The organism is Kribbella sp. NPDC020701, assembly GCF_055562215.1.
Window position 1 is genome coordinate 28991 of record NZ_JBVHFT010000016.1, and the last position, 24813, is coordinate 53803.

At 67.5% G+C, this 24813-nt stretch carries 26 protein-coding genes; 13 read left to right on the top strand and 13 right to left on the bottom strand.

The window, feature by feature from the left end; genetic code table 11:
• The first annotated feature begins 2 nt into the window (after nt 1-2).
• From ACZ3HV_RS32380 to ACZ3HV_RS32415, 8 genes are all read left to right on the top strand, one after another.
• Complete coding sequence (locus ACZ3HV_RS32380; RefSeq protein WP_465689861.1) at nt 3-953, top strand: ABC transporter permease; 951 nt, start codon at nt 3-5, stop codon at nt 951-953.
• Nucleotides 950-1768, top strand: a complete 819-nt coding sequence (locus tag ACZ3HV_RS32385) for an ABC transporter permease (protein ID WP_465689863.1) — start codon at nt 950-952, stop codon at nt 1766-1768. The genes ACZ3HV_RS32380 and ACZ3HV_RS32385 overlap by 4 nt, the downstream gene beginning before the upstream one ends.
• Nucleotides 1765-2856: an ABC transporter ATP-binding protein gene (locus ACZ3HV_RS32390; RefSeq protein WP_465689865.1), complete on the top strand. Its 1092-nt coding sequence runs from the start codon at nt 1765-1767 to the stop codon at nt 2854-2856. The genes ACZ3HV_RS32385 and ACZ3HV_RS32390 overlap by 4 nt, the downstream gene beginning before the upstream one ends.
• Nucleotides 2849-3694, top strand: a complete 846-nt coding sequence (locus ACZ3HV_RS32395) for an ATP-binding cassette domain-containing protein (protein ID WP_465689867.1) — start codon at nt 2849-2851, stop codon at nt 3692-3694. The genes ACZ3HV_RS32390 and ACZ3HV_RS32395 overlap by 8 nt, the downstream gene beginning before the upstream one ends.
• A complete protein-coding gene (locus ACZ3HV_RS32400) occupies nt 3691-5124 on the top strand; it encodes an aldehyde dehydrogenase family protein (RefSeq protein ID WP_465689869.1) in 1434 nt (477 codons plus the stop codon). The genes ACZ3HV_RS32395 and ACZ3HV_RS32400 overlap by 4 nt, the downstream gene beginning before the upstream one ends.
• Before the next feature lie 14 nt (nt 5125-5138).
• The gene (locus tag ACZ3HV_RS32405; RefSeq protein WP_465689871.1) at nt 5139-5939 is read left to right on the top strand and encodes an SDR family NAD(P)-dependent oxidoreductase; all 801 of its coding nucleotides are present in this window, start codon (nt 5139-5141) and stop codon (nt 5937-5939) included.
• A gap of 83 nt (nt 5940-6022) precedes the next feature.
• Nucleotides 6023-7399 carry an amidase gene (locus ACZ3HV_RS32410; RefSeq protein ID WP_465689873.1) on the top strand — a complete coding sequence of 459 codons (1377 nt, stop codon included), beginning with the start codon at nt 6023-6025 and terminating at the stop codon, nt 7397-7399.
• A gap of 12 nt (nt 7400-7411) precedes the next feature.
• Complete coding sequence (locus tag ACZ3HV_RS32415; RefSeq protein WP_465689875.1) at nt 7412-8311, top strand: sigma-70 family RNA polymerase sigma factor family protein; 900 nt, start codon at nt 7412-7414, stop codon at nt 8309-8311.
• Between the two features lie 10 nt (nt 8312-8321).
• Here ACZ3HV_RS32415 and ACZ3HV_RS32420 read toward each other — a convergent pair whose 3' ends face one another.
• The 3 genes from ACZ3HV_RS32420 to ACZ3HV_RS32430 form a co-directional block, all read right to left on the bottom strand.
• Nucleotides 8322-9098: a L,D-transpeptidase gene (locus ACZ3HV_RS32420; RefSeq protein WP_465689877.1), complete on the bottom strand. Its 777-nt coding sequence runs from the start codon at nt 9096-9098 to the stop codon at nt 8322-8324.
• Nucleotides 9099-9171: 73 nt separating this feature from the next.
• Entirely contained in the window at nt 9172-9744 is a 573-nt protein-coding gene (locus tag ACZ3HV_RS32425; protein ID WP_465689879.1) for a GNAT family N-acetyltransferase, read from the bottom strand.
• Nucleotides 9745-9795: 51 nt separating this feature from the next.
• The gene (locus ACZ3HV_RS32430; protein WP_465689881.1) at nt 9796-10212 is read right to left on the bottom strand and encodes a hypothetical protein; all 417 of its coding nucleotides are present in this window, start codon (nt 10210-10212) and stop codon (nt 9796-9798) included.
• Nucleotides 10213-10364: 152 nt separating this feature from the next.
• Between ACZ3HV_RS32430 and ACZ3HV_RS32435 the strand changes: the two genes are divergently transcribed.
• Complete coding sequence (locus ACZ3HV_RS32435) at nt 10365-11270, top strand: LysR family transcriptional regulator (RefSeq protein ID WP_465689883.1); 906 nt, start codon at nt 10365-10367, stop codon at nt 11268-11270.
• 13 nt (nt 11271-11283) lie between these two features.
• Here the strand turns inward: ACZ3HV_RS32435 and ACZ3HV_RS32440 are convergent, their stop codons facing one another.
• Nucleotides 11284-11436 carry a hypothetical protein gene (locus ACZ3HV_RS32440; RefSeq protein WP_465690278.1) on the bottom strand — a complete coding sequence of 51 codons (153 nt, stop codon included), beginning with the start codon at nt 11434-11436 and terminating at the stop codon, nt 11284-11286.
• On the opposite strand from ACZ3HV_RS32440, the gene ACZ3HV_RS32445 reads away from it, so the two are divergent.
• Together ACZ3HV_RS32445 and ACZ3HV_RS32450 are read left to right on the top strand one after the other, a co-directional pair.
• On the top strand, nt 11386-12030 hold the full coding sequence (locus tag ACZ3HV_RS32445) for a LysR family substrate-binding domain-containing protein (protein ID WP_465689885.1): 645 nt from the start codon (nt 11386-11388) through the stop codon (nt 12028-12030). The genes ACZ3HV_RS32440 and ACZ3HV_RS32445 overlap by 51 nt on opposite strands.
• 146 nt (nt 12031-12176) lie before the next feature.
• A complete protein-coding gene (locus ACZ3HV_RS32450) occupies nt 12177-13718 on the top strand; it encodes a plasmid pRiA4b ORF-3 family protein (protein WP_465689886.1) in 1542 nt (513 codons plus the stop codon).
• 95 nt (nt 13719-13813) lie between these two features.
• On the opposite strand, the gene ACZ3HV_RS32455 is transcribed toward ACZ3HV_RS32450, so the two are convergent.
• Nucleotides 13814-14317, bottom strand: coding sequence for a hypothetical protein (locus tag ACZ3HV_RS32455; RefSeq protein WP_465689888.1), 504 nt, complete (start codon nt 14315-14317; stop codon nt 13814-13816).
• A gap of 10 nt (nt 14318-14327) precedes the next feature.
• Nucleotides 14328-14786 carry a hypothetical protein gene (locus ACZ3HV_RS32460; RefSeq protein WP_465689890.1) on the bottom strand — a complete coding sequence of 153 codons (459 nt, stop codon included), beginning with the start codon at nt 14784-14786 and terminating at the stop codon, nt 14328-14330.
• 159 nt (nt 14787-14945) lie between these two features.
• Here ACZ3HV_RS32460 and ACZ3HV_RS32465 point away from each other — a divergent pair, with 159 nt between their 5' ends.
• A complete protein-coding gene (locus tag ACZ3HV_RS32465) occupies nt 14946-16940 on the top strand; it encodes a sensor histidine kinase (RefSeq protein ID WP_465689892.1) in 1995 nt (664 codons plus the stop codon).
• Nucleotides 16937-17584: a response regulator transcription factor gene (locus tag ACZ3HV_RS32470; RefSeq protein ID WP_465689894.1), complete on the top strand. Its 648-nt coding sequence runs from the start codon at nt 16937-16939 to the stop codon at nt 17582-17584. Before ACZ3HV_RS32465 ends, ACZ3HV_RS32470 begins: the two co-directional genes overlap by 4 nt.
• Before the next feature lie 70 nt (nt 17585-17654).
• Here the strand turns inward: ACZ3HV_RS32470 and ACZ3HV_RS32475 are convergent, their stop codons facing one another.
• The 7 genes from ACZ3HV_RS32475 to ACZ3HV_RS32505 are packed head-to-tail and all read right to left on the bottom strand — an operon-like array spanning nt 17655 to nt 24811.
• Nucleotides 17655-18629, bottom strand: coding sequence for an aldo/keto reductase (locus ACZ3HV_RS32475; protein WP_465689896.1), 975 nt, complete (start codon nt 18627-18629; stop codon nt 17655-17657).
• A gap of 58 nt (nt 18630-18687) precedes the next feature.
• On the bottom strand, nt 18688-19653 hold the full coding sequence (locus ACZ3HV_RS32480; RefSeq protein ID WP_465689898.1) for a BadF/BadG/BcrA/BcrD ATPase family protein: 966 nt from the start codon (nt 19651-19653) through the stop codon (nt 18688-18690).
• Complete coding sequence (locus ACZ3HV_RS32485) at nt 19650-20951, bottom strand: family 4 glycosyl hydrolase (RefSeq protein WP_465689900.1); 1302 nt, start codon at nt 20949-20951, stop codon at nt 19650-19652. Before ACZ3HV_RS32485 ends, ACZ3HV_RS32480 begins: the two co-directional genes overlap by 4 nt.
• Before the next feature lie 3 nt (nt 20952-20954).
• Entirely contained in the window at nt 20955-21728 is a 774-nt protein-coding gene (locus tag ACZ3HV_RS32490; RefSeq protein WP_465689902.1) for a sugar phosphate isomerase family, read from the bottom strand.
• Nucleotide 21729: 1 nt separating this feature from the next.
• Nucleotides 21730-22542 carry a carbohydrate ABC transporter permease gene (locus ACZ3HV_RS32495; RefSeq protein ID WP_360376533.1) on the bottom strand — a complete coding sequence of 271 codons (813 nt, stop codon included), beginning with the start codon at nt 22540-22542 and terminating at the stop codon, nt 21730-21732.
• The gene (locus ACZ3HV_RS32500) at nt 22539-23471 is read right to left on the bottom strand and encodes a carbohydrate ABC transporter permease (RefSeq protein WP_465689904.1); all 933 of its coding nucleotides are present in this window, start codon (nt 23469-23471) and stop codon (nt 22539-22541) included. The genes ACZ3HV_RS32495 and ACZ3HV_RS32500 overlap by 4 nt, the downstream gene beginning before the upstream one ends.
• Nucleotides 23468-24811: an ABC transporter substrate-binding protein gene (locus ACZ3HV_RS32505; RefSeq protein ID WP_465689906.1), complete on the bottom strand. Its 1344-nt coding sequence runs from the start codon at nt 24809-24811 to the stop codon at nt 23468-23470. Before ACZ3HV_RS32505 ends, ACZ3HV_RS32500 begins: the two co-directional genes overlap by 4 nt.
• Nucleotides 24812-24813 lie beyond the last annotated feature (2 nt).

Genomic DNA, 24813 nt, shown 5'->3' on the forward strand with positions numbered 1-24813 from the left:
AGTTGATCCTCCGCCTGATCGAGCGCACCGGTGTGTTCTTGGTCAGCCTTGCGGTGAGCTCGGTGCTGGTGTTCGCGTTCATGGCCGTGCTGCCTGGCGACCCGGCCCGGGTCGCGCTCGGTGTGAACGCGTCGGACGAGGCCGTGGCCGAACTGCGCCGGCAGTTCGGCCTCGACCGGCCGTTGCCGACGCAGTACTTCGACTGGCTCGGCGGATTGCTTCGCGGCGACCTCGGGACGTCGTACATCTCGAAGGTGGCGATCGCGCCGCAGGTGTTCGACCGGCTCCAGGTGACGCTGTGGCTGGTCGTCGCCGGCATGATCATCGCGCTGGCGGTCGCGGTACCGGCCGGCACGGTGATGGCCGCGCGGCACCGCAAAGTCTCCGGGTTCGCGCTCTCCGCGCTCTCTCAGCTGGGCGTCGCCGTACCGGCGTTCCTGGCCGGCATCCTGCTGATCGTCGTGTTCGCGGTGAAGCTCGGCTGGCTGCCCGCGAACGGCTGGACGCCGCCGGCGCAGGATCCGGGGATGTTCTTGAAGCAGTTGATCCTTCCCGCGTTGGCACTCGGCCTGGTGCAGGGCGCGGTCCTCACGCGGTACGTGCGTAGTGCTGTGCTCGACGTGTTGCGTGAGGACTATCTGCGGACTGCGCGGGCCAAGGGTCTGCGTCCGTTCCAGGCGTTGTGGCGACATGGATTGCGTAACGCTGCCGTGCCGGTGGTGACGGTGCTCGGTCTGCAGTTGGCGACGTTGCTGATCGGGGCGGTGGTCGTTGAGCGCGTGTTCGTCATCCCGGGGCTTGGCAGCCTGTTGCTTGATGGCGTGTCGAACCGGGATCTGCTGCTCGTCCAGGACGTGGTGATGGTTCTGGTGGTCGCCGTGCTGCTGGTCAACTTCGTCGTCGATCTGTTGTACGTCGCGCTCGACCCGCGACTGCGGACGGGGTCGAGATGAGGCGACTGAACCCGAGTCTGGTCACCGGCGGCGTGATCGTCGGGATCATCGTGCTGATGGCGCTGGTGTCGTTCGTCTGGACGCCGTACGACGCGACCCTGGTCGACCCGGCTGCGCGGTTGCTGAAGCCCTCGTGGGAGCACTGGTTCGGGACCGACAAGTTCGGGCGGGACGTGTTCAGCCAGATCATGGTCGGGTCCCGGACCACGTTGTTCGTCGGTGTGGTCGCGGTGGGCGTGGCGGCGGTGATCGGCGTACCGCTGGGGATCCTCGCGGCGATGTCGCGGCGGTGGACCTCGGAGCTCGTCATGCGGACGAACGATCTGCTGCTGGCGTTTCCGGCGTTGCTGCTGGCCATCATGTTCGGCGCGGTGTTCGGGGCGAGCACGCTGACCGCGATGATTGCCATCGGCGTCGCTTCCGTGCCGGGCTTCGCGCGGGTGATCCGCAGTGGAGCGCTCCAGGTGATGCGGACCGAGTACGTACTCGCGGCACGGGCGGCCGGACGGCAACCGTGGCCGATCGCGGTCCGGCACGTGCTGCCGAACGTGACCAGCCTGATCACGGTCCAGGCATCGGTGTCGTTCGCGATCGCGGTACTCGCCGAGGCAGCGCTCTCTTTCCTCGGCTACGGCACCCCGCCGCCGACTCCCTCGTGGGGCCGGATGCTCCAGGAAAGCCAGGAGTTCCTCTTCACCGCGCCCCGACTCGCGATCTTCCCCGGCGTCGCGATCGCCATCGCCGTCCTCGGCTTCAACCTTCTCGGCGACGGCCTCCGAGACCGCTTCGACCCCAAACTGGAGGACCGCCGATGACTAACCGGGCGAGCCAGGTGCGGACCGATGAGGCGGATGACGTGCTGAGTGACGCGGAGGACCGCGTGCGGGATGACGTGGCTGACCGTCGCCCGGATGACGTGCTGAGTGTGAGCGGTCTGACCGTGACGGTGCGGGACCGAACGCTCGTGTCGGATGTGGATCTGACGGTCGGGCCGGGAGAGCGGGTCGGTCTGATCGGGGAGTCCGGCTCCGGCAAGTCACTGACTGCCCTGAGCGTCCTCGGACTGCTTCCCGAGGATGTGATCGCCTCGGGCTCGGTACGCCTGACCGGGGTCGACCATGACCTGATCGGCGCCGACGAACGCCGGATGTCGGGCATCCGCGGGCTGCGGATCTCGATGGTCTTCCAGGAGCCGATGACCGCGCTCAACCCGACCATGCGGATCGGCGACCAGATCGCGGAGGCGATGCTCATCCATCGCACCCGGTCCGGCCGCGCCGCCGCGCGAACTGCCGCGACCGACCTGCTCGAACGCGTCCAGCTGCCAGCAGAGACGCTGCGCGCCTACCCGCATCAACTCTCCGGGGGCCAACGGCAACGAGTGGTACTAGCGCTTGCCCTCGCCAACGATCCCGCGCTGCTGATCTGCGACGAACCAACCACCGCGCTGGACGTCACCGTACAAGCGCTCGTCCTGGACCTTATCGTCAAAGGCGTGGTCGCCCGATCTTCCGCCCTGCTCTTCATCACCCACGACCTAGCCGTAGTCGCCACCGTCTGCGAACGCGTCATGGTCATGTACGGCGGCCGCGTCGTCGAATCAGGCCCCGTCACCGAGGTGTTCACCCGCCCCCGCCATCGCTACACCGAAGGCCTCCTAGCCGCCTCGGACCTCGAAACAGCCGACCGCCGCCTCCCCACCATCCCAGGCAACGTCCCCCCGGCCGGCCAGTTCCCCTCCGGCTGCGTCTTCCGCACCCGCTGCCCCCACGCCACCGACCTCTGCGCCACCGCCCCTCCCTGGACCGGCACCTCCACAACTGGCTACGCCTGCCACCACCCAGCCAACACACCTAACGACCTAACCGCTGCCCAGCGTTCTGTGGGTGATGGTCATGACTGATGCTGCGGCGGCTATTCAGGTGGTTGACGTCGTGCGGGACTACCCGCGGCCGCGGACGTCGTTGCTTCGGCCGGCTCCCGTCGTCCATGCGTTGCGCGGGGTGAGTCTGGAAGTCAAGCAGGGTGAGCGATTCGGCATCGTGGGGGAGTCCGGCTGCGGCAAGTCGACTCTGCTGCGCATCATCGCCGCCCTCGATCGCGCGACCTCAGGACACGTGATCGTCGAAGGCACTGACGTCACCCGGCTGCCGGAGCGCCGCCTGCGCTTCCTCCGCGAGAACCTTCAACTGGTTTTCCAAGACCCGATGAGCTCCCTCGACCCCCGCATGCGCGTTCGCGACATCATCGCCGAACCCCTCGTCGTGCAAGGACATCCGGCCTCGGGCCAACGCGTCCGGGAGCTGCTCGAAGCGGTCGGCCTGTCGGCGGACGCGGGCGAGCGCTACCCGCACCAGTTCTCCGGCGGTCAACGCCAGCGCATCTCGATCGCCCGCGCCCTCGCTCCACGCCCGCGGATCCTGATCGCGGACGAGCCGGTGAGTGCTCTCGACGTCTCCGTCCGCGCCCAGGTCCTGAACCTGATCTCGGATCTCGTCGACGAGCTCAACCTGACCCTGGTCTTCGTCTCCCACGACCTGTCCGTCGTGAAGCACGTCTGCGACCGCGTCGCCGTGATGAACGCCGGCCAGATCGTCGAGACCGGGTTCACCGGCGACGTGTACGCCGCTCCCCAGCACCCGTACACCCAACGCCTCGTCTCCGCGATCCCGACGCTTCCCCGTGCGTTGTCCGGGGCAACGACCTCCGACCTGCTCACGACGAAGGGAGAACCCGCGTGACGTTCCCAGCCGGCCTGCCCATCGGAGAGTCCTGGATCGAGGCCCCGTGGACCGCTCCGGTCATCTTCCCGTACGACGGTTCGACGGTGGCGGACGCGCCCGTCGGGGATGTGGACCTCGCCCGGCAGGCCCTCGACCACGCCCTCGCCGTCCGCGAGACCGTCGGCCGATTGCCGTCGTACCTGCGCCGGAAAGTCTTGCAGAGCGTGCATTCCGCGGTCTTGGCCGCACGGGATGACTTTGCCGATCTGCTCGTGCTCGAGACCGGGAAGCCGCTGGTCGACTGCCTGGTCGAGATCGACCGTACCCTGCTCACAGTGGAGACATCGGCCGAGGAAGTCGCTCGGCTGCACGGCGAGACAGTTCCGCTCGACCTGCTCCCGAGCGGCGACGGTTTGCTCGGCTTCTGGGTCCGCAAGCCGATCGGCGTGGTCGTCGGCATCACCGGGTTCAACTACCCGCTGCTCCTCGCCGCCCACAAGATCGCGCCGGCCTTCGCCGCCGGCTGCCCGATCATCGTCAAGCCCGCGCCGCAGACTCCACTCGCCACCCTCTGGCTGGTTCACCTGATGCGTTCGGCACTGCTCGAGGCGGGAGCACCAGAGAGCGCCCTCCAGTTGATCACCGGTGGTCCCGACGTCGGCGCGGCACTCACCACCGACCGGCGGATCGGTGCCGTGTCCTTCACGGGATCCGCCGCCGTCGGCCACCGGATCGCCCGTGACGCGGCCCCGACCAAAGTCCTCCTCGAACTGGGCTCCAACTCCGCCCTGGTCGTCGCCGAGGACGCGGATCTCGACGCGGCCGCGGATGCCATCGTGCGCGGCGGGTACTACGCGTCCGGTCAGGCATGCATCTCCGTCCAAAGAGTCATCGCCGTCGAATCCGTCCGGCCGGCGCTGCTGGAGAAGCTCGGCGCGCGTCTCCCCACGGTGACCGTTGGCGACCCACGGGACCCGTCGACGCGCGTCTCTGCGCTCATCGACCCGAACTCCACGGCCCGCGTGCGTGAGTGGGTCGACGAGTCGGTCCACGCGGGTGCCACGATCGCCTACGCGTCCAACGGCGACGTACTGGGTCCGACCGTCCTGACCGACGTACCGTCCGGTCAACTCGCGTGGGACGAGGAGATCTTCGGACCGGTGATCGCCGTACGGTCGGTGCCGGACATCGACACCGCGTTCCGCATGGTGAACGAGACACGCTACGGCCTGCACGCCAGCGTGTTCACATCGTCGCTCGACACGGCGTTCGCCGCGATCGACCGGCTCGAGGTCGGGGGAGTGGTGATCAACGAGGTGCCGGGGTTCCGTTCCGACGTGATGCCGTACGGCGGGGTGAAGGACTCCGGCATCGGCCGCGAAGGCCCGCGCTTCGCGATCGAGGAACTCACCACCACCCGCATGGCGATCATCCGCCCGCGCCCATGACGAGAGGTGACGACGTGACGGACTACTCGAGGCTGTTCCGGCTTGACGGTAAGCACGCCGTGGTGATCGGCGCCGGCAGCGGAATCGGTCGAGAGAGCGCTCTCGCCCTCGCCGCTCACGGCGCCCGGGTAACCTGCGCCGACCGCGATCTCACGGCCGCCCACGAAACGGTGGCCCGCGGCAACGAATCGCTCGGCGGATCTGCGGACGCTGGTGGGCTGACGGCCTACGAGTTGGATGTGCTCGATGATGCGGCGATCGATCGGGCGGTGGTGGAGTTCGGGGCGGTCGACGTGCTGGTGTTCACGGCGGCGACCAATGTGCGGAAGCGGATCGTGGACTACTCCGGTGAGGAGTTCGATCGGGTGATCGCGCTGAATCTGCGGGCGTCGTTTCAGCTGATCCGGGCCTTCGGCAAGGAGATGGCGGCGCGGGGGAGCGGGAGCATCATCGGGTTCAGTTCGATCCGCGGTACGACGGTTGAGCCGGGGCAATCGGTGTACGCGGCAACGAAGGCCGGGCTCGTCCAGTTGCTCCGGACCGCGGCTGCCGAGCTCGGACCGTACGGCGTACGCGCGAACGCGATCGCACCCGGGGTCGTCGAGACACCGCTCACCGCCCAGATCAAGGCGAACCAGGCGTGGTACGACGCGTACGCACAGAAAGGCGCGCTCGGACGCTGGGCCCAGCCGGGCGAGCTCGCCGGCGCGGTCGTCTACCTCGCCTCCGACGCCGCCAGCTTCGTCACCGGCAGTGTCCTCGCCGTCGACGGCGGCTGGACCGCGGTTGACGGCCGCTTCGACCCACCCAACTGAGACGAGCTTCGATCCAACTGAGACTGCGGCGTCGTCCGCCGAACTGGGACGGCCGTTCGATTTCCGACCACTGAGGAGCCTGCATGAGTCTCGCTGATCTGACCGCGACCGACCTGCTGTCTCGCTATCGCGACCGTTCGATTTCACCGGTCGAGGTGATCGAAGACGTGCTCGCGCGGGTCGAGGAGTTGGAGCCACGGATCTGCGCGACGTACGCACTCGACCCGGACGGCGCCCGGGCCTCCGCGCAGGACTCGGAGCGCCGCTGGCGTGACGGAGTCGCCGGTCCGCTGGACGGCGTACCCGTGACAGTCAAGGAGAACATCGCCACCCGCGGCACCCCGATCCCGCAAGGCACCGCCGCCACCGTGCTGATCCCGGCCACCGAGGATGCGCCGGCCGCGGCGCGACTCCGCGACGCCGGTGCGGTGATCTTCAGTAAGACGACGATGCCGGAGTACGGGATGCTCTCGTCAGGCGTGTCGACCTTCCATCAGCTGACGCGCAATCCGTGGGACCTGTCGAAGACGGCAGGCGGTTCGAGCGCCGGCGCCGCGGCAGCCGCGGCGGCGGGGTACGGACCGATCCACCTCGGCACCGACATCGGCGGCTCGATCCGCCTGCCCGCCGGATGGTGCGGCCTGGTCGGACTCAAGCCCACGCACGGCCGGATCGCCGTCGGTAACCCGTACCCGGGTCGCGCGATCGGCCCGCTCACCCGTACGGCGGCCGACGCTGCGCTGGCGTTGTTGGTCACGTCTGGCTACGACCCGCGCGACCACACGTCGTTCCCATCGTTGTCTGATGAGTACACGGAGGACGTGCACGTCGACGGTCTCCGCGTCGCACTCCTGCTGGACGCAGGCGTTGGTCTGCCCGTGGATCCCGAGGTGACCGCGGCGGTCTCGTCGGCGGCCGCCGTACTCGAGAAAGCTGGGGCGATCGTCGAGCCGATCGCTCCTGTCATCACTCGCGAGATGCTGGATGGATTGGACCGCTTCTGGCGGGTACGGTCCGCGGCGGACATCGCGGCGCTGCCCGAGGAACGCCGTGCGAAGGTGCTCCCGCAGATCCGTTCCTGGGTGTCGACGGCCGGCGAACTGTCCGGGTTCGACGTCTTCGACGGGTACAGCCAGATGGGCGCGATGGCATCCGCGGTCACTACGGTGTTCACGTCGTACGACGTGATCCTGTCGCCGGTCGCGCCGATCACCGCGTTCGCGGCCGAGCTCGCGTACCCGACCGACGACCCGTCGAGACCCTTCGAGCACATCGGGTTCACCGTTCCGTACAACATGTCCGCCCATCCCGCGACCACGGTGAACGTCGGCTGGTCCTCCTCGGGGTTGCCGATCGGCGCGCAGCTCGCCGTACCGCATCATCAGGATCTGACCGCACTTGCCCTGGCCGGGTATCTCGACAGCCAGCAGACCGAGCGGCGAGACTGGCCTGTGGGGTGACGACTTGGGCTGATGGACGGCAACGTGTTCGACGAGGTGGCGGTTCGCGCTGACCCACTGCAGCGCGGGCTGATCTCCCACTGCTACCGAATGCTCGGCTCCGTCACCGAGGCGATCCAAGTCGCCGACAGTGCCTCGTCCTACGAGGTCGCGACGCGTGAGTGCCTCCACCGAGGCGGCGCGCGCCCGCTCCCGACCGACCTCGCTCCCGCGAGCGGCGATCCCGAGGGAGAGCTGAGCCGCCGTTCAGAGGTGCTCTGGCTCGAACCCATCCCCGACACGCTCGCCGACGACCACCTGATCGACCTGCAACTCATCGCCGCACTCCAACGCCTCCCGGCACACGAGCGGGCAGCGGTCATCCTGCACGATGTCGAAGGTTGGCCCGTGCCACGGATCACCGATCTGCTCGGTCAGGTCGACATCCGCCAGGCCAGGTCACACTTCCGCCCGGCGCCGGGTCATCAACTCGACCAGCCCGAGTTGCTCGGCCGGTATGCGCGCGCCTTCGAGGAGTACGACGTACCCGCGATCGTCGAGCTCTTCGGGGACGACGCGATCTGGGAGATGCCGCCGTTCACCTCATGGTTCCGCGGGGCGCGCAACATCGGCCGGCTCATCTCGACCCACTGCCCGGCCAAGGGGCCCGGCGACCAGATCCTCGTCCCGGTCAAGGCCAACCGCCAACCGGCCTTCGCCGTCTACATGCGAGACCCGACCGACAACATCCACCGAGCCTTCCAGATCCAGGTCCTCACCCTCACCGCCGCCGGCATCATCCACGCCATCGCGTTCTTCGACCTGAGCCTCTTCCCCACCTTCCAGCTCCCCGACCTCCTGGCCGGCCTCCCCCCAAACCCCTACGACGGCGCCCCCCGCCCCCACATAGAACGCCTCCACCCCCACGACTAGCCGGTGAGCGTCAGTACTCGCCGTAGACCTGGACTTTGGTGCCGATGGGGGTGTCGGCGAAGATTTGGTGGATCTCGGGGCGCATGACGCGGACGCAGCGGTGGCTGGCGGGGTAGGGCTTGATCAGGGAGTTGACCCGGGAGCCGTGCAGGGCGATGCCGGGGCGGTCGCGGAGGAAGTAGAGCGAGTCGTACATGAACGCGTCGTCGTACAGGCTGCTCTCGTGCGCGCCGGCCCACTTGCGCCAGACCTTGCCGGTGCGGTTCGGGGTCTCGTACCCGGGTGCGCCGGTCGAGACCCAGACGATCCGCTTGTAGGTCTTCCCGACGATTTGGTACAGGATCTGGCAGGTCTTGTTCACGTAGATGCCGGGGGAGCGGGTCGGCGTCGGGCGCTTGGTTGCGTTGAGCACCGAGTATGCGTCGGTCAGCGTGAGGCCGCCGCGGCTGACCGGCAGGCCGTTGGTCTCGCGCCACGCGCACAGTGCCTGCTTGGCGCGGACGGTGATGTCGCCGTCGATGTCGCCGACCGGGTACCCGAGCTTGTCGAGTTGCCGCTCCACGCGCAGCGCGTAGTACTGCGGCTTCTGCTTCACCTTGGGCTTCGGCTTGGCCGTCGGGGTCGTGGTCGGCTTCGCGCTCGGCGTACTGACGGAAGCGGAAGGCGTGCTCGAGGTCGGCGTACTGGAGGGGGATGGCGTCGATTCACTCGCGGCCACATCGGAACACCCCGCGAGTACGAAGGCCAGTACGACGGCACCGGCAACGAGACCACGTCGACGAGACACGATTCCCCTCTCCCTCGAGCACTTTTCAGGGTCGCAGAACCTCATCGAGTGAGCCTGCAACGACCCGCCGAGATTAGTGCTCCGAGGGTTCCCCGCAGGCGTGCTGACCCGGTCCCGTCACCGAACCGTTGTCGACCACAGGCCCCGGGTCGTCCCGCAACCTGCTGTACAGATACCCGTCGCGGTACTTTCCGGCCCGGAACTCACACGCGCGGATCACTCCTTCGAGGGTGAAACCCGCCTTCTCCAACGACTTCTGCTCGGCCACGTTCTCCGGATGCGTCGCGGCCTGGATCCGCTGCACCGGCGTGTGATGGAACAGGTACTCGGTCAGCATCGCCTGCGCGCGCCACCCGATCCCGCGCCCGCGGTACTCCGGCAGGAGCGCGATCCCGATCTCCCAGTACGACGTCCTGCCGTCGAACGACCCGGTCCGCCAACTTACGAGCCCGGCGGTCTCGTCGTCGGCCCGGACCATCAACCGGGAGTCGTCCTTACCCAGGAACCCGTCTTCGGCGAACCGCCGTACCGACGCCTGCGCGTCACGGAACCCACCCCAGTCCAGCCCGACCAACCACGGCTCGACCGAGAACCGCCGGAACAACCCGAGATCCTCTTCCACCGCAGGCCGCAGTTCAACGCGCATGCGGTTCAGATTAGGTGACTCCCGGACCACCCGTCGTACTCGGTGCGGCTGTCAGAGGCCGAGGTCGCGCAGGAACTGCGGCTTGTAGGCCTGCATCGCCACGTAGTGCGGATCCGGGACCTCCATGCCCGCATTCTTCGCCGCGTCGCTGGCCGCGTCGTGCTCACCCACTGGCACGCCCGGGTCGGTCCACTCCTGCTCGGCCGGATTCCACCGCGTCACCGTGTACTCGGCATCGAGTTTGTCCTTGGCAACGAGTTCCTTGGCGGTCCGCTCGGCCTCCTGCGCATCCGCGAGGGTGTGCGTGTACATCAGCATCCGGTTCCCGTCCCGGGTCACGGTCACGTGGTTCCCGAGCCGCTTCTTGGCATCGTCATCCAGATCCAGTGCCCGCAACCGATCCCAGAACGACAACCTGTGCTCTTCACTCCCGAGCACAACCTCAACCCGAAACTCCTCATCCGCCATGCCCACCACCCTACCGATCCCCAGACCTCGAGAGCGGGGAGGGCTTTGCCCCCGAATCGGGCAGAAATCCGCCCCAGTCCGGTTCTGGCGGCGGGTGGCCAACATGCGGGATAGGTGAATCGTTTTGCTTCGATCGACTAGAGTTCTTAGTCATGGAGCTGAGGCACTTGGAACACTTCGTGGCGGTGGCCGAGCAGAAGCACTTCACGCGAGCCGCCGAGGCGATGTCGATCTCCCAGTCCGGCCTGTCCGCCTCGATCCGCGCGCTCGAGCGTGAGCTCCGCGCCCCACTGTTCGTCCGCAACACCCGCAGCGTCGAGCTCACCGAGGCAGGGCGGGCGCTCCTGTGCGAAGGACGTCGTACGCTCGCCGCCGCCGAAGCAGCCAAGGACGCGGTCGCCGCGGTCCAGGGTCTGCTGCGCGGTCACCTCACGGTCGGGCTGGAGCAGTGCCTCGGGGTGGTCGACGTACCGGCGTTGCTCGCCAAGTTCCGCTCTGCCTACCCCGGCGTCGAGATCGAGGTCCGCCAGGCCGGCTCCACCCCGATGCTCGACGAGTTGGCGTCCGGCCGGCTCGACGTCGCTTTCGTCGCGACCGCGGGCGACCCGGTCGACGGCCTCGACCTCCGCCCGCTCTCTCGCGAGTCGATGGTGCTCGTCTGCGCCCCCGACCACCGCCTCGCCAACGCGACCGCGGTCACGCTCGATGACCTGGCGGGGGAGTCGTTCGTCGACTTCGACCCGACCTGGGGCGCCCGCGCCATCTCGGACCGGGCCTTCGCCACCGCCGGCGTCGCTCACCCGGTGACGATCGAGGTGAACGACGTACACACGCTGCTGGCCCTGGTCGCCCACAACCTCGGCGTGGCCCTGGTCCCCGAACGCATCGCCGCCAAACGAGGCGACCACGTCACCGTCGGCCTGACCCCGGGCAGCGCCTCCGACTGGCAGGTCTCAGTCGCCGTCCCCACCGGCACCGCCGCCTCCCTAGCCGCCGACGCCCTCATCGGCATGCTCCCCACCAGCGCTACGCATACCAGGCCCGATCGGCTTTCCTGACTCGGCCTCGCCCTTAGCCGACGAGTGCCGGCTCGGCTTCGAGCTGTTCGAGCGCCTGCCGCGCGGCCTGGCCCTCACCGACCAGGGGAGTGCTCTGCTCCCCGTCGTACGAGCGATGCTCGAGACCTGGGACCGCGGGTACGTCGAGGCGCGGGCACTCAGCCACCCTCAGCAGTTGGTCGTCGGCATGCAAACCGCCGTCGGCCGCGACCTCCAACGCCCCACGGTCCAGCGCTTCCGCGAACGCGCCCCCGGCTGGACGGTCGCTCTGAGGCTCGTCGGCTGGGATGACCCAACCGCCGGCCTCGCCGACGCCACCAGCGACGTTGCCTTCGTCTGGCTCCCGGTACCTACCGGGCTGGCGACCCGAGTCCTGATCTGCGAAGACCGCTGGGTAGCCCTGCCCTCAGGACATGCGCTCGCCGACCGCGCCGAGATCCCCTTCGCCTCGCTGCTCGACGAACCATTTGTCGCCTTGCCGGTCGCAGCGGGCCGACTCCGCGACTTCTGGCTGGCGCTGGACGCCTGCCGCGGCCCGGCGCTGATCGCAGCAGAGGCCACCGCCGCCGACGAGGTCCTGGAACTGGTCAGTGCAGGTGTCGGCGTCGCCCTCATCGCCGAGGGGAACGCGCACCTCTACAAACGCCCCGGCCTCGTCTTCCGCCCAGTCCCCGACCTCGCACCGACTGAGTTGGCCATCGCCTGGCGCCGGGACGACCCCCGCGACGTCGTCCGCCTCTTCGTCGACTCCATCGGGTGATTTCGCCAGTACGACGACCGGCCGCGAACCTCGGCGATACGACCGTGCGTCCCGTGCGCTGTATTCCCGCGGGGCCCGAGTGGGCTGCGCACCTACTACGCAGGCTTCCCCGCACCGTCACACCTGGCGGGCGGTAGCGTTTCCGTATGGTGCAGAACCACGATCCCCAGGTGGCTTCGGTCAGTCAGGCCGAGCTGCTGGAGCAGCTCAACGCGGTCATTGCGGGCAAGGGCTCCGATGAGCTGAGCAGACTGCTTCCGCAGCTGCTGGGTGCCGCGATGCCCGGGTTGGATCCGTTCGAACAGACGCCACCGCCGTCGCGGCGGCGAGTACGTCGCGCCGACGTGGTCACCTTCCGGGTGCGCGTCGATCTCACGGGGACCAAGCCCCCGCTGTGGCGGCGGTTGGAGCTCGCCTCCGACCTGTTCCTGAACGAGGTCCACGAAGTCATTCAGGCTGCGTTCGGCTGGACCGACAGCCACTTGCACGAGTTCGCCTCGGGCAAGGACTACTACCATCCTGCGACCGAGCACTACCTCTGCCCGTTCGAAGCCGGCGAGGGGCGGATCGGCGTGCCCGAAGAGGACGTACGCCTCGATGAGGTACTCGCGGAGCCGGGTGACAAGTTGTTCTACCTGTACGACTTCGGCGACAACTGGATGCACGTGATCAAGCTCGAAGCCGTGCAGCCCCTGGACGACTCCGCTGCCAAGGCTGTCTGCATCGGCGGCCGAGGTCCTGGCCCGAGCGAGGACTGTGGCGGGGTATATGGCTACGAGCTGATCACCGCCGCCCTCGATCCCGCTCATCCAGACCATGTCGAAGCGGTCGCTGACTATGCCCGCATGTACGGTGAAGACGCCGAACCCGGTGCTTACGAGCCCTCCCCGTTCGACCCCGAGGAGATCAACGAAATGCTGGCCGGGTTCAGCGACGGTGAACCCGATCTTCCTGGACCGCTTGGCGGACTCGTCCTGGCGATCCGCTCCACGGCGCACAGGAAGCTGTTCCAGCGGATGATCGTCGAGGCGGACCTGGACGCGTCTGTCGATATCACCGCTGATACCGCGACGCGGATGGTCTCGCCGTACCGTTGGCTGCTTGACCGCGTTGGGGATGACGGCATCAAACTGACCGGCGCCGGCTACCTGCCGCCCGTCCACGTGGAAGCCGCCATGGCCGAACTCGGACTGAACGAAGAATGGATCGGCAAGGGCAATCGAGAGATCCAGACCCTGCCCGTACTGGCCCTCCGAGAGTCGGCACAGGCCATGGGTCTGCTTCGGAAGCACCGCGGAACACTTCTACTCACACGGCGGGGACATGCTGTCCGCAATGATCCGCTCGCACTGTGGTGGCACCTGGCCGAGCGGATGCCACCGGCCTCGAAGGATGCCTGCGAAACCCAAGCCGGGCTCATCCTCTTGGCCGCTCTCGCCGCGCGATCCACTGATGAGCCGGAGACGACCATCGCGGAGTTGCTCAGCGCGATCGGCTGGATGAGCAGCAATGGAACACCGATGACGCCATCTCTGGCCGGCCAAGCGGCCTGGGATACCAGGGCTGTACTGCACCGGCTCGGAGCCTTCGTCAACGCGCCAGGCATCCACCGCCGGTCCGCCAAACCCACACCGCAGGGCGTGACGTTCGCGAGGGCCGCATTGCGCACCTGGACCAGCACAAACTGATCGATCACCTATGTCCCTGCATCGATGCACTGGCTCTGAGCAGAGCGGTTCGGCGTCCGCCATGATGGTGCGAGGACGCCGAACCGGTGGGTGTTTCAGCCGCAGGAGAAGGTGCCGCGGGATACGACGACGACGCCGTTGGCATTCAGGGTGAGTTTGCCGGCGAGCCGGAGGTCGAGGACCGTGCCGTCGGTGCCGCGGAGGGTGCTGCGGAGCCGGTACTGCGCGACTCGCGAGACATCGCCCTCATCGGTGAACGCTGTCACCACCCCGTTCACCTTCTCGCGGTACGTACCGGAGTACGTCGGCAGGGTGCGGTCGTCCGGGATCAGCTCGACCCGGCCGTCGATGACGCCGTTGACGTGGAACTCCCCGGCCAGTTGTCCGCCCGGTGGCGTCACCAGCCGATACCCGCCCGACCGGACCTCGTGGAAGGTGCCCGGCCAGGAGACACAAGGACCGTCGCCCGCCGCGAAGGGTTCGGAGTTGTCGTAGTCCTCGATGAGGAACGAATGCTCGGCCCCATCCGCGGATGCGGGAGCAGCGGAGACCCCGACGAGGGCCAGAGCGCCCAACGCAATAGCCAGCTTGTGCTTCATCGCCGCCCCCTCAGCCGACTACGCAGGTGATGGCAGCAGCAACCAGAGCGATCGCGCCGAGGATGAGTGCGGTCATCGTGACAGCCTCGAACGATCCGACCCGGCGCCGATACTCCAGGGCCAGGACGATGGCGACCGCGCCGAACACGAGCGGCCACCCCGACCAGAAGACGACGTACGTCGCGGCGGCCGCGATGCCGAGGCCGAGCGCGGTCCCGGCGAGCCGCCCGGGCGATCCCGCCCGGGCCCACAGGCCCAGCCACACCGCGATGACGCCGGCAGCAACCACGATCCCGACGTACAGCGCGATCTCCCCGGCCGTTGTGGCCGGTGCATCGTCCGCGTCGGCGTTGAGATTGAGGACCCCGCCGGCTGTAAATGCGAGGCCATAGATCACTGCGCCGGTCGCCGCTGCCCACAGCGGATTGAGTACGTCGAGTCGGTGTGAGGCGTTCGTGGTGGTAATCATGGGAACCCCCTCGGGTCTGAGATGTGCTTGCCTCGAGCGCACCACCACTGGCCGGCGGGACGGATCTGTCACGGGACGCGGTCGGGCCGGGAGAGTTGCCCGCGTGGACCGGGACCTCTGTCCCAGGACATCTGGCCCGATCGGGCGCACACTTTTGCCATGGGAACGCTGCGTGACGAGGATCTGGTCCGCCGCATCGGCGGCTGGTCGATCGCTGCGCTGACCCTCGCCCTGTTCGGGACGATCCCCTTCTCACTCTCGGGCGGAGTCATGTCGCGCCCGGAGGTGGTCGCCTCGGGCCCCGAGTTGTGGCTCGGATTGATCGTCGCCTGCTTCGCGATCTCCGGTGGGGCGTTGATCCACCTGCGACCAAGGAACTGGATCGGCTGGATCCTGGTCGCCTCGGGGTTGCTCCAGGTGACGAACGTGGCCGTGGACTCGTACGCCACCCGTGCGCTCACCGACCCTGACCATTCGCTGCCCTTGGGTCTCGCAGCGGTGTGGCTCGCATCGTGGACCTGGATCCCGTCATTGCTGTTGCCGGTGATCGTGCTCCCGCCGCTCTACCCGACCGGACGACCGCCGTCGACCTTCTGGTCATGGCACGTCCGGGTGGCGCTCCTCGGTATCGGGCTGGTCGTGCTGGCGGCTGCCACCGGTCCCGGCGGAGTCGACGACACCGTGCGCGGGACCCGGCTGCCCTGGGACACGCCGTCCTGGTGGAACTGGGGCGTCGGCTTGTCGGCGGCTGCGCTCCTGATCTCCACGGCGGCTGTCACTGTCGTCGGGACACTTATCCGCGCAGTTCGAGCCAAGACACCGGAGCGGCAGCAGTTGCTGTGGCTGCTGAGCGTGATCGGGGCGATGTTGGCGACGGTCTTCACCGAGTACCGGGTGCTGTTAGCCATCGCCTACTGCCTGGTTCCCGTCGCGGTGACGATCGGCGTACTGCGCTACCGCCTGCTCGGCATCGAGGTCGCCCTGCGTCGCACGCTGCTCTATGTGCCGCTGACTCTGCTCGTCGCCCTGGTCGTCGGCGGACTCACCACCATCATTGCCCGCCTGGTACCCGAGGGACCGCTGCCACTCCTCGCCGCGTCGGCCGTGGTGGCCGTACTGGTGATTCCCGTGGCAGCGCGCCTGCGACCCCTCGTCGATCGTCTGGTACTCGGTGATCGCGCCGATCCACTCGCCCTCGTCGACCGAGTCGGCGCCGGGCTCGAGATCGAGCATGATGATCCGGTCGTCTCCATGCTCGAGGCAGTCGCTTCAGCCGCAGGTACGTCGTACGCGGTGGTGCGGGATGTCGACGGCCGACCGGTCGCTGAGGTGGGGTCGTCAGACGGCCCAGGTCTCGACGTTGCGCTGCGGCACAGGGGAGTGCAGCTCGGGACGTTGACCATCGGACCGCGCCGCGGTGCGACGCAGGTGACCGAGCAGGACGCGCGGTTGGTGACGGCCTTGGCGCCGCACTTGGCGGTCGTGATCCGATCCGCGCGCCTCGCCGAGGAACTCGCCCACGAACGGAATCGCGTGACCACCGCAACCCTCGCGGAACGCGATCGCCTGCGCAGGGACCTCCACGACGGGCTCGGTCCTTCTCTCGCCGGTATCGCGCTCGGCCTTCAGGCCGCCGGCACCGCACATCGGACTGACCCTGAGGCCGTGCCGGCCCTGCTCGAGCGGACTCGTGCCGAGGCCGAGCTCGCGGTCAGCGAGATCCGCCGCGTACTCGATGGGCTGCGACCCACCTCGCTCGATCTGCACGGGCTCGAGGGTGCGGTGCGCGACACCGCGTCGTCGCTCGGGATGGGTCGGCCCGGTGGTCCTGCCTTCGATCTCCGGACGGAAGCGCTGCCTCTCCTGCGGCCGCAGGTGGAGGAGGCGGCGTTCCGGATCGTCGCCGAGTCCCTGACGAACGTCGCGCGCCACTCGGCCGCTGACCATTGCACGGTCCGGCTCAACCAGGCGAACGGAGACCTTCGGGTCCGGGTCTTCGACGACGGCTGCGGATTGGGTACGGCGGTTGCCGCCGGGCACGGGCTCGACTCGATGCGACGACGCGCCGCCGATATCGGGGGAGAGGTTTGCGTGGAACTCGCCGAACCGCGGGGGACGCTCGTGACCGCAGTACTGCCGCTGGAGGCGCCATGACGGTTCGCGTGGTCCTGGCCGACGACCACCCGATGTACCGCTACGGGCTGACCGCCGTCCTCGAACAGGCCGACGGCATCGACGTCGTCGCCAGCGTCGGGGACGGTGCCGCGTTGGTCGATGCGGTCCGGGACTTGTCGCCAGACGTCGTACTGACGGATCTGTCCATGCCTGGCCTCGACGGGGTGGTAGCGATCGCGCAGCTACTGGGTCTGCAGCCCGAGCTGCCGATCCTGGTGCTCACGATGCACGAGGACGACGCGCACGTCTTCGCCGCTCTGCGCGCGGGGGCCCGCGGGTACCTGGTGAAAGGCGCCGACGGTGCAGAGATCGTCCGCGCGGTGTACTCCGTCGCCTCCGGCGAGGCCGTGTACGGAGGTGCCGTCGCCCGGCGGATCGTTGCCTTCTACTCCGGCCGCCAGGTCGAATCTCCGGTCGCGCGCGCCTTCCCGGACCTGACCCCGCGGGAGCGGGAGGTCCTCGAGCTGCTGGCGGCCGGCTGCCGCAACCACGAGATCGCCCGGCGCCTCGGCATGTCCGAGAAAACCGTCCGCAACCACGTCTCCCAGGTACTGACGAAGCTCCAGGTCCCCGACCGCACCGCCGCCGCACTGAAGGCCCACGAATCCGGCATCGGCGGTTAGCAACAGGCAGCGGTCCAGGCAGAGGAAGGCCGTCGTACCCCCCGCGGGTACGACGGCCTCTGTGTTGCTCTTACCAGGCGTAGTCCTCGGGGGAGGTCTTGTAGCCCGGGAAGATCTCGTCCAGGCGGGCGAGGGCCTTCTCGTCGAGCTTGATGTCGACCGCGCGTACGGCGGACTCCAGCTGCTCCATCGTCCGGGGGCCGACGATCGGGCCGGTCACGACCGGCTGGTGCAGGAGCCAGGCCAGCCCGAGCTCGCCCGGCTCGTGGCCGAGCTCTTCGGCGAACGCCTCGTACTGCTCGATCTGCGGACGGAGCTTCTCCAGCGTCTCCTTGGCCCGGCCCTCGAGCCGGCGTACGCCCTGGTTCTCCTTGCGGATGACGCCGCCGAGCAGGCCGCCCTGCAGCGGCGACCACGGGATCACGCCGAGGCCGTAGTTCTCCGCCGCCGGCAGAACCTCACGCTCGACGTCGCGCACGAGCAGGTTGTAGATCGACTGCTCGCTGACCAGGCCGATGTAGTTGCGCCGCGCCGCGGCCTCCTGGGCCTGCGCGATGTGCCATCCGGCGAAGTTGCTCGACCCGGCGTACAGGATCTTGCCCTGCTGGATCGCGACCTCGATCGCCTGCCAGATCTCGTCCCACGGCGTCGCGCGGTCCACGTGGTGGAACTGGTACAGGTCGATGTACTCGGTCTGCAGCCGCTTCAGCGACGCGTCCAGCGCGCGCCGGATGTTCAGCGCCGACAGCTTGCCCTCGTTCGGCCAGCCCTCGCCCATGTCGCCGTAGACCTTGGTGGCGAGCACGGTCTTGTGCCGGTTCGCGGGGTCCTTCGCGAACCATTCGCCGATGATTTCTTCGGTCCGGCCCGGGTAGATGGCCCGCCCGTACCCGTTGGCCGTGTCGAAGAAGTTGATGCCCTTGTCATGCGCCGCGTCCATGATCGCGTGCGCGTCCCCCACCTCGGTGTGAGGCCCGAAGTTCATCGTCCCCAACACGATCCGACTAACCGACAATCCAGTACGCCCAAGATGAGTGAAGTCCATACCTCCACCCTTACGCGCGGACGCCAACTCTTCCAACAAAAGAATCAGGTCAGTGCCATCACCTGAGCTTCTGAGTCAACCTGTCGCGCACCGCCTCGGTCGGATTGGCCCCACCTTCAGCCAGAGCGTCCAGCAGCGCTCCCACGAGGGCGGGGTCCTGAGTGTGCCGAAGATCGAGGCCGAGATTCCGACGATCGCAGGTACGGCGAAGCGCGGCGAACATCGGCGCGTTCGGCTCCCGGACGAGACCGCCGCCGACCACCACGGAGACCGGATCGGCCAGTCCGCAGGTACGCGCGAGGCTGAGGATGTAGTCGGCGAGGTGCTCCGCCTGCGTGTCGACCAACTCAGCCACCACAGGGTCGTCATCGATGAGCGCCAGTACCGCCGGTGCGTACGCCGCCAGCGCCGCAAAGTTGAACGTGTTGCCCCGCTCGGTCGTGGTCTCGAGCATCTCCTCCGGCGTCGATGCGCCGAGCAGTGGGGGAAGTACGGCCGTAAGTTTCGTGGACTCGGCCAGCCCGAGCTCCGACAGATACACCGCTCGCAACGCCTGGCTCACCAGGCCCGCACCGCCGAGCGGGTGCTGCAGCCACCACGACAGCGCCCACTCCTTCGCCGGCCCCCTGCCGGCCAGCGCGGCCCCGGTGCCCAGCACGACGGAGATGCCCTGTCCATCAAGGCGGCCGCACCGAATCAGGGCGAATCCGTCGTTCTTGATACTGAAGCGCCTCACATCGAAATGCGGGCTCAGCGCCGTGGTCCAGAACTCCGCGTCGGCCGGCCAGTCGACACCCGCCAACCGGAAGGCAGCATGCCTGACGTCGGACGGCTCGATCCCGGCGGACGCGAGTACGTCGCCGACGAGGCTGAGGACGACGTCCTTGGCGGCCTCAGCCCCGGCCGGCGCGTAGATGTCGCCGACCCCGCCGCGGGCGAGGCCGATGAGGTCACCGTCGGCCATCGTCAAGCCTGCCCAGGTCTTGGTGTTGCCGGCGTCGACGGCAAGGAAGAGATCTCTCACCGCAGAAGTCTCTCCGGCAGGTACGCCGAGTGCGCGGCGGCCATCTCGTCGTACAAGTTCTCGGCGACGGACAGATTTGGCACCAAGGGGTTCGCGATCAGCGCCCGGATGGCGTCGGCCCGGGTGCCCTCCCACGCAGCCTTCGCCGCCAGCATCTGGTAGTCGGCGAGCTGACGCGTGATGCCCCGAACGGCAAGCGGCAGCGGCTGCTGCGGGTCGATGTGGCAACCCTTCCGGTTCACGGTGCAGTAGACCTCGACGACAGTCTCCGCGTCGAAGCCCGGGAGTGCATTGTCAACATTAGGAAGGTTGACCGGCAGACGGGCGCCAGTGTCGTTGTAGTACGCGCTCATCACGTCGATCGCCAGCTCGAGCTCGTGGATGCCGCCGCGCGACCGGGCCGGGTCGAGATGAGGATGGCTGGCCTCGGCCTGTTCGCGGTAGTGGTCCCAATAACCGGGAACGGCGTTCATGATGTCTTCCGAACGGGTTGTCGGCGACGCCTGCTGTGCTCTGAACAGCTCGTTCCGGAAGTAGTAGTAGTTGAAGTAGTCCGACGGGATGGACTGCATGACCACGGCGAGGTGCAGCGCTCGCTTCGAGTTGTCGTCGAGGGTCGGGTCGTGCTTGCGCTCTTCCCACGCCGCTTCGAGCAGCGGCATGACGTCCTGCCCGTCGTACAGGTGCTCGTAGCTCCAGCAGTTGTGGTTCACGCCGGCCATGGTGACCTTGGCTCGATCGGGGTCGAGCCCAGCAGCCTTGAGTACGACGGGTGGGAACACGATCGGCCCCTCGCACATCGAGTAGATGGGAATCGGCGTGTAGTCCGCGACCGCCTGGGAGACGATGTTGACCGGGTTCGTGTAGTTGAAGATCACCGCGTTCGGCGCAACGGCCTGCAGGTCATCGGTGATGCCGCGCATGTCGTTGATGGAACGCAGCGCCATGAAGAAGCCGCCGGGCCCCTGGGTCTCCTGCCCGATGACGCCGTGCTTCAGCGGGATCCGCTCGTCGAGCGCGCGGGCGGCGAACTTGCCGGGGCGAAAGCTCGTGAGTACGGCGTCGACGTCAGCCAAGCCGGCTCGCTGGTCCGTGGTCGCCGTGACGGTGATGCCGTCCCCGCCCTCCGCGGCGAGTTTCTTCGCGATCTTGAGGACGGTCTCCAGACGGTCCGGGTCCTTGTCGACGAGTACCACCTCCGACCCCGCGAACTCAGGGCCGTGCCACAAGAACGAGGCCATGGTGCCGGCCGCTCTGGAGGATCCTCCGCCGATGTAGGCCATCTTGATGCGAGCCATGTCTTATGAGACTCCTTCTCGTTCTGACTTCTGTGCGGCTTCTTCATCCGCGTAGATGAAGGCGTTGCGGCAGTCGTGGACGATGGTTGCCGGCCACAACGGGTCGTAGCTGTCGGCCTCGCGAATACGGTCGAAGGCGTACGCCTTGTTCGAACCCCACAGCAGCATCACCGCGGAGTGCGAGAGCTCCGCCAGTTCCGCCGTACCGATCGTGACGCCGTACGTCGGGACGTCCGCCAGGGACCGTAGATGGGGGAACGTGGACAGGTTGTCTGTCCGTGTTGATTGAGGCAACGTTACGACCCGAGTGGGCGCGTCCCGCGGCGTACCCGGTCCGTTGAGCGCGACGTGGCCGTCGCCCTGACCACTGGCCAGCAGGAAGAGATCGATGCCGCCCAGTTCAACGACCTCCTGCTCGAATGCGCTGGGCTCGTTGGGATCCGGGGCGATCACACTGTCCGGACGAAGGCCGAGGGGTGTCACCAGATTGCGCTGGGCCCATCCGATGCAGCTGTGCGGGGTGTGTGGCGATAACAGCTTCCACTGTCCGGCTTGGCCCTCGACGTACTCGTCCATCATCACCACCCGCAGGCCGTCCATGCGTGCGCCGCCTTGGTGCGCCAGCCGGGTCAAAGCGGCTGCCACTGGGGTTGCACTGCGACCGGCGGGGAAGCCGACGACGTACCGATCCTTGGTGGCGAGCTGATCCAGAATCTGCCGGGCAATGACTTCGCCGATCTCGGCTGCGGTGGACAGCACGGTGATAGGGGTGGTCACATCACTCCTTGACCGCGCCGGCCATGACGCCGCTGATGAACTCGCGCTGGAAGAACAGATAAAGAGCCACGACCGGCAGCGAGACGATCAGGGAACCGGCTGCCATCAGGTTGACCTGCAGCACGTGCCGTCCCTGGAAGGCGCCCAAGGCAACGGTTGCTGTCTGCTTCTCGGGATCGCCGAGGAAGATCAGGGACAGGAAGAAGTCGTTCCAGGTCCACATGAACGACAGCAGGACCAAGGTAAGAACCGCAGGACGAGCCATCGGAACCAAGATGCGCCACAGCGTGCTCCACACTCCCGCTCCGTCGACGGCTGCGGAGTCCATCACCGAGCGGGGGAGCGCTCTGAAGGTTGCCCGCATCCAATAGGTCCCGAAGGGGACTCCCATGCCGAGCTGAATGATGACCAGTCCCAACCAGGAGTTGGTGAGTCCGATGCGCTCGAACTCGTAGTACAGCGGAATGACGATCACCTCGGTGGAGACCATCATCCCGAGCAGGATGACCGGGAAGAGGAAGCGCTCCCCGACGACTCCGAGGATGCCGAATGCGTAGCCAGACAGGATTGCGAGCACCGTCTGTCCGGCAACCGCGCTCACGGTGATCACCAGGGACGCGTACATGGAGTGGGCCAGGTTGCCGTCACGCCAGGCCGCTCCGAAATTGCCCCACGAGATCCTCGAGAGGTCCAAGGCGCCCGAGGTGTTGGGGCTCAGGGAGGTGAGGACGAACCACGCGACGGGGAAGAGCACCCCGACCGTCAGCGCGATCACGATCACGTAGTTCGAAGCGCGCTCGTACCTGGAGATCATCGGTCTTTGTTCTCCATGATCCGCGTGATGGCGACCGCGATACCGAGGCACAGGACGGCCAGTACCACGCCGGTCGCCGAGGCCTTGCCGACATCAGGGTTGACGAAGGCCAACTGGTACAGGAGAAGTGCCGGGGTGGTCGTGGCAGACCCGGGTCCACCCTGGGTCGTGATGTAGACCATGTCGAAGGTCCGCAGCGCGCCGGTGATGGTCAGGGTCAGCGCGATGGCCATCTGCCCGCGCAGGCTGGGGAGAGTGATCAGTCTGAACTCCTGCCACCGCGTGGAACCGTCCAACCGCGCGGCCTCGTAGAGCTCGTCCGGAATGGCGAGGATGCCTGCCAGGAACAGCACCATGGTGAAGCCGAACCCACCCCAGACGCCGATCATGCCGAGCGACGGCAGGGCCCAGGTGAAGTCACCGAGCCAGTTGCGGGTCAGGTGGTCCAGGCCGACCCAGCGCAGTGTGCTGTTCAAGGGGCCGTCAGGCGCGTAGATGCGCTTCCAGATGATGGCCACCACAACGCTGGTCAACACCTGCGGGAGGAAGAGGAACCAGCGGTAGATGCCCTCGCCACGGATCTTTGCCCTGCTGAGCAAGGCGGCCGAGATCAGTCCAAGGCCGAGCGGAATCAGGCCGAACATCAGGATCAACACGAGCACGTGCCCGAAGGCGGCGTACATCCGCGGGTCCCGTCCGAACTCCAGGTAGTTCTGCAGTCCGACCCAGGACGGCTCGCTGACTCCGTCCCACTTGTAGAAGGAGTAGTTCACGGTCTGGAGCAGCGGCACCAGGACGATTGCGGCGTACAGCAAGAGTGCGGGCGACAGGTAGAGCAGTCCGATCCAGCGCCGCTTCTGCGTCTGCTTCGAAACCGTTCGTACTCGCGTCCTCGCGCCGACCGCCAGACGAGAGGTCTGAACGGTCATCGTCGTCCGGCCTGGAACTTGTCGTAGTCGGCCTGAACCGCCTTGACCAACGCGTCCGGGGCGGCCCGGCCGGCCAGCAGCACTTGCACCTGACCACCGAGGGTGTCGAGCATCGAGGGCGTGGACCAGTCGAAGTACGGAACGTAGCCGTTGTCCTTGTCCAGCGCCTGCTGGCCGGCGATCTCGGTGCCGAACTCAGGGTTGTCCGACGGTGCCTTGACCTCGTTGAGGAGGGGAAGGAGACCGTTCTCGACGACGTACTGCGCGGTCTGCGGGCCGGCGAGGAAGTCGAGGAACGAGGCGGCGACATCCGGATGCGTGCATTTCGAGCCGAGTGCGACGGCGGTCGATGCGCCCGTACCGACGACCTTCCCGCCGGTGGCCTGGGGGAGCTGCACGTACCCGTACTCCTGCTTCTGGGCGCCCTTGAATGCAAGGGATCCGGTGTACTCGAACCGGAACGCGGACTTCCCCTTGAGGAAGTTGTCGGCGGCATCGGCGTACTGGATGCCTGCGTGGTTGGGCGTGAGCCAGCCCTTGTCCTGGTAGGACTTGAGGCGTTCGGCCGCCTCCGTTAGCCCGATCTCGGCGGCCTGCACCGAGCCCGTCGAGTAGACGAAGTCGTTGATCTTCTTCTGGTCGCCGTACAGATCCTGCAGGGCCAGGAGGATCGCCGTCGACGAGCCCTTGTCCTGCGATCCGTAGCCGATCGGTACGACGCCCGCAGCCTTGGCCTTCTCGCACGCGGCCTCAAAGGAGGCGAGGTCCGTGGGCGGCTCTACATTTAGGCGACCCAGGACTGTCTTGTTGTAGTAGAGGCCGATCAATGACGAGCTGGCAACAGGTGTGGCGAACAGTGATCCGGAGCCCATCTCCTTGCCGTCAGGGGTGAACTGAGTCTGACGGAGGATCGTGCTCGGGAACCTGTCCCAGCCGAACGCCTTCGAGTAGCCGTCCAGGTTGAGGACGAGCCCTGCCTTGGACAGCGTCCCCAGGGACTGCCATCCGTTGTTGACCGTGATGATGTCCGGCGGGTTCTTCTCCTTCAACCGCAGATTGGCCGTCTGCGTCAGCTGACCCCAGTCGACTGACGTGCGCTTGATCGTCACGTTCGGGTACTTCGCCTGGTACGCCTTCACCGCGTTGGCCACCCACTGGGCCGCGTCACCGGACCACCAATCCAGCATCGACAGCGTCACCGCGCCGGCCTTGGCGACGTCGATCGACTTGGCGGGCGTGGACGGGGTGCTACTGGCCTTGCTGCCCTGCGGCGCGCAACCAGCCACCGTGAACAGGCCGAGCGCAGCCCCCGATTTCAACACCGTCCGCCTGCTGACCATCG